Raw genomic sequence first — 15,383 nt, forward strand, 5'->3', positions numbered from 1 at the left:
AACCTTGATCCACACGACCGGGTGAACCAGGTCCCTCGTCCGAGGCAATGTGGCCGGATCAGCGGCCGGTGATCATCAATGCTGCCGGTGACCGCATCAGCACTTCGCCGGGAGTCTCCTTGAACGTCCGCCGCTTCCTGACCACCGCCCTCGCCGTCGTCGGCCCCCTCACCGGCGCCCTGGTGCTCGCCGTCGCCACACCGGCGGCCACCGCCGCCGCGAACCCCTGCGGGTTCTACGAGACGGGCAGCGACGCGTACTACAACCACTGCACGGGCGACGGCTCCCGCATCGTCATCGAGGTCGAGGTGTGGGGCCCGAACTACGAGAAGTGCGTGGCCCCCGGCGACACCTGGCTCGGCAGCAGCAGCAAGATCGACGGCGCGTTCTACACCGGCCGCCTCTGCTGACCTGGCCTGACCTGAGTTGAACTGATCCGGCCCGGCCCCCGGCCGGGCCGGATCACCCGCCACCCGACTCACGGCAGCCGCCCCTCCCGATTGACCCGCCGCACCCGCGCCCGCAGCAGGTCCCCCGGCGGCACGTCCCCCAGCGCCTCCGGCGGACAGTCCCACTCGCACCCGCCGCCCACGGGCCGCAGCTGCACGTATCCGCCCTCGCGCCCCATGACCTCCCCGATGCGCCCGTCGCGCACGTCGAGGGCGTACGTCACCTCACGCACCCTCGCCCTCCCCCACGGCCACACCCTCCAGCACGGCGGCCAGCCGCGTCGCCGTACGGACGTTGCAGCGCCCGAGAGCCACCAGCGCGAACGGCTCCCTGCTCGCCCCGCTCACCGGGTCGACGCCCAGCGACGGCAGAACCACGCCGACCCCTTCCAGCGCCGCCCGCAACCGCGCCACGATCTCCTCGGTCGTCAGCAGCCGCCCGTCCGACATCAGCTCCGTCACGCCGCCCATTCCTCTCCACTCTGAGTGTTCACTTTCTCCACACAGCGTGGCGGTCACCCGTCTAACCTGGCCAGAGACGACATCCCAACAACCCCATGTGTCCGACAGGGAGTTGCCGCCATGGCAGGTTCGAAGGACCTCGACCCCTCCTCCTCACCCCGTGCCTTCCTGGGCGCCGAACTCCGCCACGCCCGCGAGGCGGCGGGCCTGAGCCAGGACGAACTGGGCCGACCCCTCTTCGTCAGCGGTTCGTTCATCGGGCAGATGGAAGCCGGCACCCGGCGGATGATGCACGAGTACGCCGTCCAGATAGACCAGATCCTGGGCACGAAGGACTTCTTCGAGCGCAACTGCGCTGCGCTGGCCAAGTCGAAGTACCCGGACCACTTCGCCGAGGCGGCGGAGGCTGAGGCGATGGCTGCGGCCATCAGGCAGCACTCCCATCTCCTCATCCCCGGGTTGCTCCAGACGGCGGCGTACGCGGCGGCGGTGTTCCGCGCGTACAAGCCGACAGCTTCGGACACCGAGATCGACCAAGACGTGGCCAGCCGCCTCGACCGCACCCGTCTCCTCGACAACCCAACAACCCCTTTGTTGTGGTCGGTTCTGGACGAGGCGGTGCTCCGGCGGGTGGTCGGCGGCGCGGCCGTGATGGCGGAGGCGTTGCGACATGTCGCCGCACTGATCCGGCAGCATCGGATCATCGTGCAGGTACTGCCGTTCGGCTCCGGGGCTCACGCCTCGATGACCGGCTCGCTGAAGCTCATGGAGTTCGACGACGCACCCCCGCTCTCCTTCGTCGAGGGTCCGAACATGGGAAAGCTCCTGGACGACCCGGCCACCGTCGCCCGCCACACCCTCACCTTCAACCTCCTCCAGGCGGCGGCACTTTCGCCTCAAGATTCACTGGCCCTCATCGAGTCGGTGGCGCACGATTACGAACATGGAGAAGAACACTCTTGAGCACGCCCTGAGCACGGCCACCTGGCACAAGTCGTCGTACAGCGGCGGCGAGGGCGGGAACTGCCTTGAGGTCGCCCGCTGGCGCAAGTCGTCGTACAGCGGCGGCGAGGGCGGCGACTGCCTGGAAGTGGCCGACGGCCACCCCGCCCTCGTCCCCGTCCGCGACTCCAAGAACCCGCAGGGCCCGAAGCTCGCGTTCCGGGCGGAGGCGTGGTCGGCATTCGTCGAGAACCTCAAGCCCTGAGCATCCTCAACTCCCCCCGAACCTCCCTGAGCTTCGGGATTCGGGCATCGAGCCCTGTTTCTGAGGATTGGGAGGTGGGTCTCAACCCACCCACCCTCCCCGCGTGTTGACTTGACGCGTTCGGCTTGCCACGCAGAGTCACGAGGAGCTAGCGTGCCGAAATAACGAACAACCCCCGCCAGGTGCGTCAACACCTGCGGGGGTCTGACCTCAGAGATCGAAACGAGCGATCCCGTGGCTGAAGCCAACTTTAGTGCTGCCGTCCTGCCCGCGCACGCGACCCCGCCCCATCCGATGGCGAATCCGGGTTACGGCAAGCGCGAGGCCCCCGACCAACGCCCCCGCACGAACCACGACTTCGCGCATCTGCCGCCGCGCGAGGCAGCGGTCGCCGCGTACATCGACCGGTTGCCCGGCGGGGCCGACATCTCCGTGAAGACGCTGGCCAAGCACCTCCCGTACGGCCAGTGCGCGCTCCGCACGACCCTCAACAACCTTCGCCGGGCGGGCCATCTGCGCCGGGGCCGCGAACATCTGACCGGCACCGGCAGTCAACTGTGGATCACCCGAACGTGGTTCACCCGCACGGCACGCGGCGACGACTGGTGGGCGAGGTTCACGCGGGGCGACGTACCGACGGAGTACGAGGCGGAGTCCCCGGAGGAACCAGGCAGCCGCCGTCCGACCCGCTCCCGCGCGTTCATCCTGCTCGCCGCCCTCGGCCGTACCGCCCCCGCCCTGTCCCTGTCCGAGGCGGACTGCGCGGCGCTGGCCCCGTTGGTCGGGGAGTGGTTCGAGCGCGGGGCGAACGAGGAGTCCGTACGGCACGCCCTGACCGCCGGCCTGCCGACCCCGGTCCACTCCCCGGCCGCCCTGATCCGCAGGCGCCTGACCAGCAAGCTCCCGCCCGAGCCTGCCGCCGTACGGCCGCCGCTGCGAATGCTGGAGTGCGCGAAGTGCGGGGTGCCGGGGCGGGCGAAGGCGCTGGCGGGGGGCGTGTGCGGGGAGTGTCGGGGCGAGTGCGCTCCCGCTCACCGCGATACGCCCCCGCTCGCACCGACAATCCACGCCCGGGCAGCGGAAATTCGCGCTGCGATGGCCCGGAAGCGCCAGGAAAGGACACTCGTATGACAGCTCCAACGGTCCGGCAAGGCCACTCCAGGGCACGATGTGAGGAAGGAGGCAATGCCATGACCCCTGACACCGCTGACCGCCCGCAGATGTCCGTCGAGGACTTCGAGGAACTCGTCCGCAGGGCTCCGCGCGAGCTGCGGAACCGTCTGGAGTTCCTCGGCGGAAGGCTGTGCATCCGCCACGGCCCGCTCGACGTCGACGAATTCGAGGAACTTGCCGCCGTGGCTCCCGAAACCGTGCGGCTGGAGTACATCAACGGAAAAGTAAGGGTCAAGGCCATGCCGGACGGCAACCACACGTCGATCTACATGTGGCTGCTTCGCCAGTGCATGCAGCAGCGCCCTGACCTCGACCTCGCACCCGAACGGGGCGTCAAGGCCGAGGCCTACCGGAAGGGTCGCGCGCGCACCGACGGCTTCCTGGCACCCGTGGACCACTTCAAGGGCCACCGAGAGTGGTCCAACCCCGACGGCGCCCTCATGGCCGTGGAGATCACCTCCCACGACCGGGACACCGACCAGCGCGACCGCATCGACAAGCCCGTCGGCTACGCGGCGGCCGACATCCCCGTCTACCTTCTCGTCGACCGCGACAACAACACCGTCACGGTGTTCAGCGAGCCGAAGGACGGCCGATACCAGCAGGTCTCGCCCTACCCCTGGGGGGCCACCGTGGCGATCCCGCACCCCGTGGGAATCACCCTCGACACCGAGCAGCTCAAGGCCTACGCCGACTGAAGCCCTGCCGACACCGCGAAGGGCGGCCCCGAAAAGGAGCCGCCCACCGACAACCGCACAACCGTGACTCGACTCGGCTCAGCTCAAAGACCCCAGCGCCGCCGCGTCGTAGGCCTTCAGCTCGCCCGTCCTGTCCCCCAGGACCTTCGCCGCCCACTCCGGGTCCTGGAGCAGCGCGCGGCCCACGGCCACGAGGTCGAACTCCTCGTTCTCCAGGCGGTCCAGGAGGTCGTCGATGCTCTTGAGCGGCGCGCCCTCGCCCGCGAAGCCCCGAATGAAGTCGCCGTCGAGGCCGACCGAGCCGACGGTGATCGTGGGCCTGCCGGTGAGCTTCCTCGTCCAGCCGGCCAGGTTGAGGTCCGAGCCGTCGAACTCGGGGAGCCAGTAGCGGCGCGTCGAGGCGTGGAAGGCGTCCACGCCCGCTGCCGCGAGCGGGGTCAGGATCGACTCCAGCTCCTCGGGGGTCTCGCCGATGCGGGCGTCGAAGGCACCCGACTTCCACTGCGAGTACCGGAAGATGATCGGGAACGACGCGGAGACGGCCTCGCGCACGGCGGCCACGATCTCCGCCGCGAACTTCGTACGGGCGACCGGGTCACCCCCGTACGCGTCCGTGCGGCGGTTGGTGCCTGCCCACAGGAACTGGTCGATCAGGTAGCCGTGGGCGCCGTGCAGTTCGACTCCGTCGAAGCCGAGGCGCTCGGCGGCGACCGCGGCCTCGACGAACGCGTCGATGACGTCGTCGAGGTCCTCCTGCGTCATCTCCTTGCCCGCACCGGCGGTGCCGTCCAGCCGCAGTCCGGACGGGCCGACCGGCGGGGCGTCGGCGAACGGGGGCTGCCCGGCCTCCCTGACCATGCCGATGTGCCACAGCTGCGGCACGATCCGCCCGCCGGCCGCGTGCACGGCGTCGGCGACCTTCGCCCAGCCCGCGAGCTGCTCCTCGCCGTGGAAACGGGGGACGCCGTCGCTGTCACCGGCGGATTCGTGTCCGACGTAGGTGCCCTCGGTGACGATCAGGCCGACCCCGGCGCCCGCGCGGCGCGCGTAGTACGAGGCGACGTTCTCGCCGGGGACGCCACCGGGCGAGAACTTGCGTGTCATCGGCGCCATCACGATCCGGTTCGGCACGGTCAGGCCGTTCAGCGTGACGGGGCGGGACAGGATCTGGGCCGCGCGGGAGGTCTGGGCGGGGGCTGTCACGTGGGGGCTCCTGGGGAGGGGACGGAAGATGAGCGGAGGTGCGGGCGCACGACACATACGCGTACATGCATGCACGTGCATCAACTGCCGACTGTCGCCCTCCATTCCGGCCCGCGGGCAAGGACTGATGTGATCCCGGCCACTGCGCGCGACACCTCACGGTCCCCGGAGTACCCGGAGTCCCCCGGGGTCCCGCAAACGCCCGAGGGCGGCACCCTCCCCGTAAGGAGAAGGGTGCCGCCCTCGGTACGAAGGACGGTGATCAACCAGAGGTCGATCAGAAGTCCATGTCACCGCCCGGCATGCCGCCACCGGCACCGGCGCCGGCACCGGCCTTCTCCGGCTTGTCGGCGATGACGGCCTCGGTGGTGAGGAAGAGCGCGGCGATCGACGCGGCGTTCTGCAGCGCGGAGCGCGTCACCTTCGCCGGGTCGATGATGCCCTCGGCGATCATGTCGACGTACTCACCGGTCGCGGCGTTGAGGCCGTGGCCGACGGGAAGGTTGCGGACCTTCTCGACGATGACGCCACCCTCAAGGCCACCGTTGACGGCGATCTGCTTGAGCGGGGCCTCCAGGGCGAGCCGCACGGCGTTCGCGCCGGTCGCCTCGTCACCCGTCAGCTCCAGCTTCTCGAAGACCGAGGAGGCCTGGAGCAGGGCCACGCCACCACCGGCGACGATGCCCTCTTCGACGGCCGCCTTCGCGTTGCGAACGGCGTCCTCGATGCGGTGCTTGCGCTCCTTGAGCTCGACCTCGGTCGCGGCACCGGCCTTGATGACCGCAACACCGCCGGCGAGCTTCGCCAGGCGCTCCTGCAGCTTCTCGCGGTCGTAGTCGCTGTCCGAGTTCTCGATCTCGGCGCGGATCTGGTTGACCCGGCCGGCGACCTGGTCGGCGGAGCCGCCGCCGTCGACGATCGTGGTCTCGTCCTTGGTGATGACGACCTTGCGCGCACGGCCCAGGAGGTCCAGGGAGGTGTTCTCCAGCTTGAGACCGACCTCCTCGGAGATGACCTCGCCACCCGTGAGGATCGCGATGTCGTTCAGCATCGCCTTGCGGCGGTCGCCGAAGCCCGGGGCCTTGACCGCGACGGACTTGAAGGTCCCGCGGATCTTGTTGACGACCAGGGTCGAGAGGGCCTCGCCCTCCACGTCCTCGGCGATGATCAGCAGCGGCTTGCCCGACTGCATGACCTTCTCCAGGAGCGGGAGCAGGTCCTTGACCGAGGAGATCTTGGAGTTCGCGATGAGGATGTAGGGGTCCTCCAGCGAGGACTCCATGCGCTCCATGTCGGTCGCGAAGTACGCCGAGATGTAGCCCTTGTCGAAGCGCATGCCCTCGGTGAGTTCCAGCTCCAGACCGAAGGTCTGGGACTCCTCGACGGTGATGACGCCTTCCTTGCCGACCTTGTCCATCGCCTCGGCGATGAGCTCGCCGATCTGCGTGTCGGCGGCGGAGATGGAGGCGGTCGAAGCGATCTGCTCCTTGGTCTCGACCTCCTTCGCCTGGTCGAGCAGGGCACCGGAGACGGCCTCGACGGCCTTCTCGATACCGCGCTTCAGCGCCATCGGGTTCGCACCCGCGGCGACGTTGCGCAGTCCTTCGCGGACCAGCGCCTGGGCCAGGACAGTCGCGGTCGTCGTGCCGTCACCGGCTACGTCGTCCGTCTTCTTCGCGACTTCCTTGACCAGCTCGGCGCCGATCTTTTCGTACGGGTCCTCGAGCTCGATCTCCTTGGCGATGGAAACACCATCGTTGGTGATCGTGGGGGCGCCCCACTTCTTCTCGAGGACGACGTTTCGGCCCTTGGGGCCGAGGGTGACCTTGACGGCGTCGGCGAGCTGGTTCATCCCGCGCTCGAGACCGCGCCGTGCCTCCTCGTCGAACGCGATGATCTTGGCCATGTGAAGTGGTCCTCCCGGACTGGGGTGGATTGCTCCGGACCGCGCTGGCGCCCGCGACGGACGGCCTGCCTGCCTTGGTGATTCCTTGCACCACCTGGCCTGCGGGCCTCACCCACCCGGTCCTTCAGTTGTCACTCTCACCTTCAGAGTGCTAACGCCAATGATTAGCACTCGCCCCTGCCGAGTGCAAGCGGCTCTCGAAGATCCGCAGGTGAACAGGGGGGTACCTACGGGCCGGTAGGCATGCCGACGGACTCCCCGACAGACTGCCCGCGGGGAGTCGGCGGACATGCCGATGGGCCCGCACCCCGTGAGGTCCCACGAGGTACGAGCCCATCGAATCCTTCAACGAAGGAAGAAGAACGTCGCTTGCGATGCGCCGGCGCGTTGCTTCAGCTGGTCGCCAGACGGACCATGTCCGCCTGCGGCCCCTTCTGGCCCTGCGAGATCTCGAAATCGACCCGCTGACCTTCCTCGAGGGTGCGGTAGCCGTCCATCTGAATCGCGCTGTAGTGGACGAAAACATCCGCACCACCGTCGACCGCGATGAAGCCGTACCCCTTCTCCGCGTTGAACCACTTGACGGTGCCCTGAGCCATGCCTAACTCCCCTATTACTGGCCCTTGCACGGATCCGCACTTCGCGGATCCGGGTCAGACCTCACCCCCCCAACCGGTGGAGGTGTGCGCCGGAACGCGTCGACCGCGGCCGAATGTATCTGTCCAACTGCCCTCTGCAACAGGTCAGTCGGACGAGAAATCCGGGCACACCAGGTCAGTAAATATGCGGAGAATTCACGCGGATTCAGGGCAAGACGGGCCCCGCAAAGAGAACAAAAAACGCAAAAGGCCTGCACACTTTGGCTACTTCTCGTTGGGTGCGCGGCAGGAATTAATACGCGTGCGGCGAGCGAAGTGGTGCGGCTTCCCAAACTGTACCGCGCTCAACCATACAGAATTGCCCCCTCCGCTTCTCTCACGGAGGGGGCAATTCGATGAACTCTCGGTAATCGATGTTACCGACGGTTACTACTGGCCGGTATCAACGGGCCTCAGCCGCCGGCGACGGCCGGGATGATCGACACGCCCGCACCGTCCGGCGTCGCCGTCTCCAGCCCCTGCTCGAAGCGGACGTCGTCGTCGTTGACGTACACGTTGACGAAGCGCCGCAGCTTCCCCTGGTCGTCGAGCACCCGGGCGGCGATCCCGGTGTGGTTCTTCTCCAGATCGGCGATGACCTCGGCGAGGGTCCCGCCCTCGGCGGCCACCTCGGCCTGCCCACCGGTGTAGGTACGCAGAATGGTGGGGATGCGGACGGAAACGCTCACGATGTGACCTCCGGTCAGGTGGAGCGCCCCAAAGGGGCGCGGGGAACTGCGCGACCAGCCCCCACCGGCGGCGCAGACGAACGACGACCTCTTTTAAGAAGCGAGCCCAGCCTCACGGAACGACTCAAGACTGGGCCGAATCGTCGCAGTCAGCCCGGTATCGGCCACCGCGTCCAACGTCTTCAGACCGTCACCGGTGTTCAGCACCACGGTCGTGAGGGTCGGGTCCAGCAGTCCGTTCTCGATCAGCTTCTTCGTGACACCCACGGTCACACCACCGGCGGTCTCCGCGAAGATCCCCTCCGTGCGGGCGAGCAGCCGGATCGCGTCGACCACCTGCTCGTCGTTCACGTCCTCCACCGCCCCGCCGGTCCGCCGCGCGATGTCCAGCACGTACGGCCCGTCCGCCGGGTTGCCGATCGCCAGGGACTTGGCGATGGTGTTGGGCTTCTGCGGCCGTACGACGTCGTGCCCGGCCTTGTAGGCCACGGACACCGGCGAGCAGCCCTCCGCCTGGGCGCCGAAGATCTTGTACGGCTTGTCGGCGACCAGCCCGAGCTTGATCAGCTCCTGGAGACCCTTGTCGATCTTCGTGAGCTGCGACCCGGAGGCGATGGGCACGACGAGCTGGTCGGGCAGCTGCCAGCCGAGCTGCTCGCAGATCTCGTACGCCAGGGTCTTGGAGCCCTCGGCGTAGTAGGGCCGCAGGTTGACGTTGACGAAGCCCCAGCCCTCGCCGGCCGGGTCGCCGATCAGCTCGGAGCAGAAGCGGTTCACGTCGTCGTAGTTGCCCTCGATGCCGACGAGCTCGCCGCCGTACACCGCGGCCATGACGACCTTGCCCTGCTCCAGGTCGTGCGGGATGAACACGCAGGAGCGGAAACCGGCCCGGGCGGCGGCGGCGCCGACGGCACCGGCCAGGTTGCCCGTGGAGGAGCAGGAGAGAGTGGTGAAGCCGAAGGCGCGGGCGGCCTCGATGGCCTGGGCGACGACCCGGTCCTTGAAGGAGTGCGTCGGGTTGCCGGAGTCGTCCTTGACGAAGAGCTTGCCGGCGTCGACACCCAGCTCGCGGGCGAGGTTGTCGGCCTGGACGAGCTTGGTCCAGCCGGGATTGATGTTCGGCTTCTCGGCGACGTTCGCGGGGACGGGCAGAAGGGGCGCGTAGCGCCAGATGTTCGCGGGTCCCGCTTCGATGCGCTTGCGGAGTTCCTCGGTGTCGGCCGCCGAGTGGACGGCGAAGTCGTAGGCGATCTCCAGGGGGCCGAAACACTCCTCGCAGGCGAACACCGGACCGAGGGGGACGCGGTGGCCGCATTCGCGGCAGGACAGCGCCACGGCGGGGCCGAGATCAACGGAGGTGACGGAGTCAGTGGTGACGGAGCAGGACAGCGCCACGGCGGGGCCGAGATCAACGGAGGTGACGGAGTCAGTGGTGACGGAGCCGGAAGTGGTGCTCTCGGTGCTCAGAGCAGTTTGCGCAGCCATGGAGGCGAAGCCCTTTCCTCATCTTTCTCACGACGCGTTTCGCCATGAGACGGATTTGGCACCTTCCCGAGCCGGGAACCTCGCCGCATGACCTGCGACAGGATCGGCTGGAGGGTTGCCGGGGCTTCATCGGGCCGTATCCCTCTGCCCCTCTGGATGAGCGGTATGAAGTTGTGAGGTTGTGAACACCGATGACCTCGGACATGCGATGGTCACCCGCGTTGTTCAAGACTGTAACCGAAGGCTTGGATGGTGGTGGGAGCCGTCCGAACCGCGAGATAGAAGATCGCTCGCGCTTCCCCCATGGAACGCAAGGGAGAGCCGCACGTGCTGGAAGACGTCGAGCGCTGGCTGAACACACGCTCCTGGTCCGTTGGCGACCGCCCCCTGAAGAAGATCGTGGCCGCGAAACGTTCCTCGAACGCCACGGTGAGTGTCGTACTGCCCGCGCTCAACGAGGAGGAGACGGTCGGCGAGATCGTGGCCGTCATCCGTCGCGACCTGATGCTGAAGGTCCCGCTCGTCGACGAGATCGTCGTCATCGACTCGGGATCGACCGACCGCACCTCCGAGGTGGCCGCCGCGGCGGGCGCCCGCGTCGTCCACCGCGACGACATCCTGCCGCGCATCCCTGCCGTGCCGGGCAAGGGCGAGGTGCTGTGGCGCTCTCTCCTGGTCACCAGCGGGGACATCGTCTGCTTCATCGACGCGGACCTGAAGGAGTTCTCGTCGGACTTCGTCTCCGGGATCGTGGGCCCGCTGCTCACGGACCCGGGTGTCGACCTCGTCAAGGCGATGTACGACCGTCCGCTCGGCCAGGCGGCCGGACAGGGCGGCCGGGTGACGGAACTCATGGCGCGGCCCCTCCTCAACATGCACTGGCCGCAGCTGGCCGGCTTCGTCCAGCCGCTCGGCGGCGAGTACGCGGCCCGCCGCTCGCTCCTCGAACAGCTCCCGTTCCCCGTCGGCTACGGCGTGGAGCTGGGCATGCTGATCGACTCCCTGCACCTGGTGGGCCTGGACGCGTTGGCGCAGGTCGACGTGGGTGTGCGCAAGCACCGCCACCAGGACGGCCGCGCCCTGGGCCGGATGTCCGCCGCGATCTACCGCACCGCGCAGCTCCGGCTGGCCCGGGGCCATCTGATCCGCCCCTCGATCACTCAGTTCGAGCGCGGGGAGGACGGTTTCGAGCCGCGCACGTACTCGGTGGACACGGAGGAACGGCCGCCGATGGCGGACGTCGCGGAGTACGCGAGGAGGAAGGTCGCGTAGGCCGGCACAGCTCCGGTGCGGGTTCGTATACGGCTGATGCGTACGTGTGTACGTTTGAGCTTTTACGGGCCGGGCTAGGTTGAGCCCTATGGCTTCGACGCATGGTGTGCAGAGTGGTCCGGGCGGATACCGAGTGCTGGTCGCGTCCAACCGCGGCCCGGTCACGTACGAGGTCCGTGAGGACGGCTCGCTGCACGCCCGGCGCGGCGGTGGCGGGCTGGTCTCCGGTCTGTCGGCGATCGGGTCGGACGCGGACTCCCTGTGGGTCTGCTCCGCCCTCGGCGACGGCGACCGCGAGGCCGTCCGGCGCGGGGAGGCCGAGGCGGGCGTACGGATGCTCGACATCCCGGCCGACGTGCACGCCGACGCGTACAACGGCATCGCGAACTCCGTGCTGTGGTTCGTGAACCACATGCTGTACCAGACCCCGCTGGAGCCGGTCTTCGACGCGGAGTTCCGGCGCCAGTGGGCGTCGTACGAGGCCTACAACCGCGCGTTCGCCCAGGCGCTGGCGGCGGAGGCGGCCGAGGGCGCGTCGGTGGTGGTCCAGGACTACCACCTGTGCCTGGTCCCCGGGATGCTCCGCTCCCTCCGCCCCGACCTCCGCATCGGCCACTTCTCGCACACACCGTGGGCACCGGCGGACTACTTCCGGATGCTGCCGTACGACATCTCCGAGCAGCTCCTGCGCGGCATGCTCGGCGCGGACCGCCTCGGTTTCCTCACCCGCAGGTGGGCGGACGCGTTCACCGCCTGCTGCACGGACCTGGTCGGCGGGGTCGGCGACACGCGGATCGGGGTGCACGGGCTGGGCGCGGACGCGGACTTCCTGCGCGGGCGCGCGCACCAGCCGGACGTCGAGGAGCGGATGGCCGCCCTGCGCGAGGAGATCGGCGGCAGCGACCGCAAGACGATCGTGCGGGTGGACCGTACCGAGCTGTCGAAGAACATCGTGCGGGGCCTGCTGGCCTACCGGCAGCTGCTGGAGGACCGCCCGGAGTGGCGGGAGCGGGTCGTGCACGTCGCGTTCGCCTACCCCTCCCGGCAGGACCTCGCCGTCTACCGCGACTACACGGCCGAGGTCCAGCGGGTGGCGGACGACATCAACAAGACGTACGGAACAGCGACCTGGACCCCGGTCGTCCTCCACGTCAAGGACGACTTCGCCCGCTCCCTGGCCGCCTACCGCCTCGCCGACGTGGCCCTCGTCAACCCCATCCGCGACGGCATGAACCTCGTCGCCAAGGAGATCCCGGTGGTCTCCGACGAGGGGTGCGCGCTGGTGCTGTCGCGGGAGGCGGGGGCGTACGAGGAGCTGGGCGAGGACGCGATCGTGGTGAACCCGTACGACGTGACGCAGACGGCGCGGGCGCTGGAGGAGGCGCTGAACATGGGGGCCGGCGAACGGGCGGAGCGCACGAAGCGGCTGGCCGCGGCGGCGACCGCGCTGCCGCCGGCCCAGTGGTTCCTGGACCAGCTGAACGCGCTCAGCGACTGACGACCGCCCGGCCGAGGGCCGTCAGCAGCTGTACGACACCTGCGGGGCCGTCGACGACCAGGTCGGCGCGTTCCGCCAGTTCCGTCACCGCCTCGGTGCTGTTGCCGCTGCACACCAGCAGGCCCGGGACGCCGTTCTGGCGGAGCTTCTCCACCGCCGCGAACGCCGGGAGGTCGCCGAGGTCGTCGCCGGCGTAGAGGACCGAGGTGGCGCCGGTCTCGCGGAGGTACTTCTCCAGGGCGACGCCCTTGTCCATGCCGGGCGGGCGCAGCTCCAGCACGAAGCGCCCGGGTTCGACGATCAGACCGTGTCCGGTCGCCAGGTCGGCGAGGGGCTCGCGCAGGGCCTCGAACGCGGCCTGCGGGTCCGCCGCGCGCCGGGTGTGCACGGCGAGGGCCCGGCCCTTCTCCTCGATCCAGGTGCCCTGCCAGGCACCGAACCGTTCGAGGAACCCGGGGAGTTCGGCGCGGACGGCGGCGACGCCGGGGTGCGGGGCGGGGGCGCTGACCGTGCCGGTCACGGCGTCCCAGCGTTCGGTGCCGTAGTGGCCCAGGACGACGAGGTGCTCCAGACCGGGCACTCCGGCGAAACCGCCGTGCCGGACGGCGACACCGGCGGGGCGGCCGGTGAGGACGGCGACGGATGCGACGAGAGGGGCGAGGGCGGAGAGTGCGGGGAGGCTGTCGGGGTGGGCGCGGGCCTGCTCGGGGTCGGCGACGATCGGAGCGAGGGTCCCGTCGAAGTCGAGGACGACGACGGCGCCGGCGGGCCGGGCAAGGATGGCATCCAGCCCGTCCCGGCCGGCCTGCGTCACGGGCGTGGGCAACGAGTCCATGACTTCGACCCTACCCGTCCCGTCCCAGGGGACTCCGCCCCCGAACCCTCGCTCCTCAAACGCCGGAGAGGCCGGATTTCAGCCCGTCCGGCGCTTGAGGACGAGGCCCCTTAAGGGCCGAAAGCGAGGTCTGGGGGCGGCAGCCCCCAGGGACGGGACGGGTAGGGGCGGCGGGGGCGAGGAAACCCGGCGTCGGCTATCGCTCGCCCCGCCGGACCTCCCGCACCCTCCGCAGCCTGTTCACCGTCACCGGGTCGCACGCCAGCGCCCGCTCGTCGTCCAGCAGCGCGTTGAGCAGCTGGTAGTAGCGCACCGGCGCCAACCCCAGCTCCTCACGGATCGCCCGTTCCTTCGCACCCGGCCCCGCGAACCCCCGGCGCTCCAGCGCGAGAATGTCCTGTTCCCGTCGCCCCAGCTGCTGTCCGTCCATGACGGAAACCGTAGCCCCCGCCACCGACAGAGGAGAGGTCGTCGGCCTTCCGGATGCCGGGGTGGGTGGCCTCGAAGGCGGTGTCGACCCGGTTCCGGCCTACTCGGCGTTCTCCTCCGAGTTGGCCTGCTTCTGCAGCGTGGTGAGGACCGCCGCCGGGTCGCCGTCCGGCGCGAACGCCGTACCGATCCGCTGCTTGATGTCGGCACTGACCTGCGCCCAGGACGTCTTGCCGACCGGGTAGAGCTGGGCGGTCGGGAGTTCCTCCAGGAAGGGGGCGAGGTCCTTGTCCCGGGCCGCGGTGGACATCGTCCTGGAGGCGGAGGAGGTGACCGGCAGCAGGTCGTACTCGCGGGAGAAGGCGAGCACGTTCTTCTCGTCGTAGACGAAGTCGAGGAATTCGCCGGCCTCGCTCCGGTGGCCGTTCTTCCTGAAGGCCATCATCCAGTCGGCGACACCCATCGCGGACCGCGTCGAGCTCTTCTCGCCCGGCATCGGCACCATGCCGACGTCCACCCCCTTGGCCACCGCGGTCTTCATCAGCGAGGGATGGCCGTTGAGCATGCCGACCTCCCCGCGCGCGAAGGCGGCGAAGGCGGCGGCCCGGTTGAGCCTGCCGGGGGCGACGGGCCCGGTGAGGCCCTTGTCGACGAGTTCGTCCTTGAGCCAGGTGAACGTCCTGATGTTCTGCGGGGAGTCGATGCCGTAGGTGCCGACCTCGCTGGTGTAGCCGTCGCCGCCGCTGAGCAGCCACTGCATGGCCTCGGCCTGCGCCTCCTCCGGCCCGAGCGGGAGGGCGTACGGGTACTTCACGCCCTCCTCCTTCAGCGCGGCGGCGTCGGCGGCCAGCTCGCTCCAGGTGGTGGGCGGGGTGAGACCGGCCTCGGTGAAGAGCTTCTTGTTGAAGAAGAGGAGGCGGGTGGAGGCGGCGAAGGGCATGCCGTACTGGGTGCGGCTGACCTTTCCGGCGTCGGCCAGATGCCCGACGAAGTCGGCCTGCGTCGGGATGGAGAGGAGTTCGTCGGCCTGGTACAGCTCGCCCTTGGCCGCGTAGTCGGCGTACGCGCCGATCTGCGCCAGGTCGGGCGCGTCACCGGCGGCGACCATCTCCTTGACCTCGCGGTCGACGTCGTTCCAGGAGTGGACGCTGACGTCGACGCGCACATCCGGGTGGGTCTTCTCGTACTCCTCGACGAGGTCGTCCCAGTACTTCCGGGAGCTGTTGGCGCCGGAGTCGCCGTAGTCGGCGGCGACCAGCTGACCTCACCCGAGCCGGCTCCTCCGCAGCCACCGAGTACCGCCGTCATCGCGAGGGCGGAGACCGCCGCGATCATGCCTGTCCTACGCCGCTGCACCACAGAATCCCAACTGGTCGTTCACATACATGTTCATTGGTACGTTCAATTTCTCCGTCATATAAGGTCTACACCACGTAAGT

At 69.1% G+C, this 15,383-nt stretch carries 16 protein-coding genes, 1 pseudogene and 1 riboswitch; of the genes and pseudogenes, 7 read left to right on the top strand and 10 right to left on the bottom strand.

Features of this window, described 5'->3' with window-relative positions:
- Positions 1 to 119: 119 nt before the first annotated feature.
- Positions 120 to 410, top strand: a complete 291-nt coding sequence (locus OG595_RS18460; protein ID WP_443073348.1) for a DUF6355 family natural product biosynthesis protein — start codon at positions 120 to 122, stop codon at positions 408 to 410.
- 68 nt (positions 411 to 478) lie between these two features.
- Here OG595_RS18460 and OG595_RS18465 read toward each other — a convergent pair whose 3' ends face one another.
- Both OG595_RS18465 and OG595_RS18470 read right to left on the bottom strand, forming a co-directional pair.
- Positions 479 to 682 carry a hypothetical protein gene (locus OG595_RS18465; RefSeq protein ID WP_329273470.1) on the bottom strand — a complete coding sequence of 68 codons (204 nt, stop codon included), beginning with the start codon at positions 680 to 682 and terminating at the stop codon, positions 479 to 481.
- On the bottom strand, positions 675 to 920 hold the full coding sequence (locus OG595_RS18470) for a hypothetical protein (RefSeq protein WP_443073067.1): 246 nt from the start codon (positions 918 to 920) through the stop codon (positions 675 to 677). The genes OG595_RS18465 and OG595_RS18470 overlap by 8 nt, the downstream gene beginning before the upstream one ends.
- Before the next feature lie 111 nt (positions 921 to 1,031).
- Between OG595_RS18470 and OG595_RS18475 the strand changes: the two genes are divergently transcribed.
- The 4 genes from OG595_RS18475 to OG595_RS18490 all read left to right on the top strand — a co-directional run bounded on the left by OG595_RS18475 (position 1,032) and on the right by OG595_RS18490 (position 3,989).
- Entirely contained in the window at positions 1,032 to 1,874 is an 843-nt protein-coding gene (locus tag OG595_RS18475; RefSeq protein ID WP_329273472.1) for a helix-turn-helix domain-containing protein, read from the top strand.
- Entirely contained in the window at positions 1,855 to 2,118 is a 264-nt protein-coding gene (locus OG595_RS18480) for a DUF397 domain-containing protein (protein ID WP_329273473.1), read from the top strand. The genes OG595_RS18475 and OG595_RS18480 overlap by 20 nt, the downstream gene beginning before the upstream one ends.
- 294 nt (positions 2,119 to 2,412) lie before the next feature.
- The gene (locus OG595_RS18485) at positions 2,413 to 3,249 is read left to right on the top strand and encodes a hypothetical protein (RefSeq protein ID WP_329283001.1); all 837 of its coding nucleotides are present in this window, start codon (positions 2,413 to 2,415) and stop codon (positions 3,247 to 3,249) included.
- A gap of 59 nt (positions 3,250 to 3,308) precedes the next feature.
- Complete coding sequence (locus tag OG595_RS18490; RefSeq protein ID WP_329273475.1) at positions 3,309 to 3,989, top strand: Uma2 family endonuclease; 681 nt, start codon at positions 3,309 to 3,311, stop codon at positions 3,987 to 3,989.
- A 78-nt stretch (positions 3,990 to 4,067) separates the two neighbouring features.
- On the opposite strand, the gene OG595_RS18495 is transcribed toward OG595_RS18490, so the two are convergent.
- The 5 genes from OG595_RS18495 to thrC all read right to left on the bottom strand — a co-directional run bounded on the left by OG595_RS18495 (position 4,068) and on the right by thrC (position 9,910).
- On the bottom strand, positions 4,068 to 5,192 hold the full coding sequence (locus OG595_RS18495; RefSeq protein WP_329273476.1) for an NADH:flavin oxidoreductase: 1,125 nt from the start codon (positions 5,190 to 5,192) through the stop codon (positions 4,068 to 4,070).
- Positions 5,193 to 5,469: 277 nt separating this feature from the next.
- Positions 5,470 to 7,098: a chaperonin GroEL gene (gene groL, locus OG595_RS18500; RefSeq protein WP_329273478.1), complete on the bottom strand. Its 1,629-nt coding sequence runs from the start codon at positions 7,096 to 7,098 to the stop codon at positions 5,470 to 5,472.
- A gap of 392 nt (positions 7,099 to 7,490) precedes the next feature.
- Positions 7,491 to 7,697: a cold-shock protein gene (locus tag OG595_RS18505; RefSeq protein ID WP_019057200.1), complete on the bottom strand. Its 207-nt coding sequence runs from the start codon at positions 7,695 to 7,697 to the stop codon at positions 7,491 to 7,493.
- 452 nt (positions 7,698 to 8,149) lie between these two features.
- On the bottom strand, positions 8,150 to 8,425 hold the full coding sequence (locus OG595_RS18510; RefSeq protein ID WP_053746535.1) for a MoaD/ThiS family protein: 276 nt from the start codon (positions 8,423 to 8,425) through the stop codon (positions 8,150 to 8,152).
- Positions 8,426 to 8,518: 93 nt separating this feature from the next.
- Positions 8,519 to 9,910 carry a threonine synthase gene (gene thrC / locus OG595_RS18515; RefSeq protein WP_329273480.1) on the bottom strand — a complete coding sequence of 464 codons (1,392 nt, stop codon included), beginning with the start codon at positions 9,908 to 9,910 and terminating at the stop codon, positions 8,519 to 8,521.
- Positions 9,911 to 9,925: 15 nt separating this feature from the next.
- Positions 9,926 to 10,073, bottom strand: a riboswitch (SAM riboswitch).
- A 164-nt stretch (positions 10,074 to 10,237) separates the two neighbouring features.
- Here thrC and OG595_RS18520 point away from each other — a divergent pair.
- Both OG595_RS18520 and OG595_RS18525 read left to right on the top strand, forming a co-directional pair.
- Entirely contained in the window at positions 10,238 to 11,182 is a 945-nt protein-coding gene (locus OG595_RS18520; protein ID WP_329283003.1) for a glucosyl-3-phosphoglycerate synthase, read from the top strand.
- A gap of 88 nt (positions 11,183 to 11,270) precedes the next feature.
- Positions 11,271 to 12,680: an alpha,alpha-trehalose-phosphate synthase (UDP-forming) gene (locus tag OG595_RS18525; RefSeq protein WP_329273482.1), complete on the top strand. Its 1,410-nt coding sequence runs from the start codon at positions 11,271 to 11,273 to the stop codon at positions 12,678 to 12,680.
- Here the strand turns inward: OG595_RS18525 and otsB are convergent.
- From otsB to OG595_RS18540, 3 genes and pseudogenes are all read right to left on the bottom strand, one after another.
- Positions 12,670 to 13,515 carry a trehalose-phosphatase gene (otsB, locus tag OG595_RS18530; protein ID WP_329273485.1) on the bottom strand — a complete coding sequence of 282 codons (846 nt, stop codon included), beginning with the start codon at positions 13,513 to 13,515 and terminating at the stop codon, positions 12,670 to 12,672. The two genes, OG595_RS18525 and otsB, sit on opposite strands and share 11 nt — an antisense overlap.
- A 196-nt stretch (positions 13,516 to 13,711) precedes the next feature.
- The gene (locus OG595_RS18535; RefSeq protein ID WP_329273486.1) at positions 13,712 to 13,945 is read right to left on the bottom strand and encodes a DUF3263 domain-containing protein; all 234 of its coding nucleotides are present in this window, start codon (positions 13,943 to 13,945) and stop codon (positions 13,712 to 13,714) included.
- A gap of 99 nt (positions 13,946 to 14,044) precedes the next feature.
- Positions 14,045 to 15,300, bottom strand: a pseudogene (locus OG595_RS18540) (extracellular solute-binding protein).
- Between the last annotated feature and the right edge of the window lie 83 nt (positions 15,301 to 15,383).

Origin of the sequence: Streptomyces sp. NBC_01451, assembly GCF_036227485.1 — a bacterium.
GTDB lineage: Bacteria > Actinomycetota > Actinomycetes > Streptomycetales > Streptomycetaceae > Streptomyces.

What these genes read in the sequence shown, in the direction of transcription:
- OG595_RS18535 (WP_329273486.1), bottom strand. Translation starts at nt 13,945, where the DNA reads ATGGACGGACAGCAGCTGGGGCGACGGGAACAGGACATTCTCGCGCTG.
- groL (WP_329273478.1), bottom strand. Translation starts at nt 7,098, where the DNA reads ATGGCCAAGATCATCGCGTTCGACGAGGAGGCACGGCGCGGTCTCGAG.
- OG595_RS18525 (WP_329273482.1), top strand. Translation starts at nt 11,271, where the DNA reads ATGGCTTCGACGCATGGTGTGCAGAGTGGTCCGGGCGGATACCGAGTG.
- OG595_RS18480 (WP_329273473.1), top strand. Translation starts at nt 1,855, where the DNA reads ATGGAGAAGAACACTCTTGAGCACGCCCTGAGCACGGCCACCTGGCAC.
- OG595_RS18490 (WP_329273475.1), top strand. Translation starts at nt 3,309, where the DNA reads ATGACCCCTGACACCGCTGACCGCCCGCAGATGTCCGTCGAGGACTTC.
- OG595_RS18505 (WP_019057200.1), bottom strand. Translation starts at nt 7,697, where the DNA reads ATGGCTCAGGGCACCGTCAAGTGGTTCAACGCGGAGAAGGGGTACGGC.
- OG595_RS18475 (WP_329273472.1), top strand. Translation starts at nt 1,032, where the DNA reads ATGGCAGGTTCGAAGGACCTCGACCCCTCCTCCTCACCCCGTGCCTTC.
- OG595_RS18470 (WP_443073067.1), bottom strand. Translation starts at nt 920, where the DNA reads ATGGGCGGCGTGACGGAGCTGATGTCGGACGGGCGGCTGCTGACGACC.
- OG595_RS18485 (WP_329283001.1), top strand. Translation starts at nt 2,413, where the DNA reads ATGGCGAATCCGGGTTACGGCAAGCGCGAGGCCCCCGACCAACGCCCC.
- otsB (WP_329273485.1), bottom strand. Translation starts at nt 13,515, where the DNA reads ATGGACTCGTTGCCCACGCCCGTGACGCAGGCCGGCCGGGACGGGCTG.
- thrC (WP_329273480.1), bottom strand. Translation starts at nt 9,910, where the DNA reads ATGGCTGCGCAAACTGCTCTGAGCACCGAGAGCACCACTTCCGGCTCC.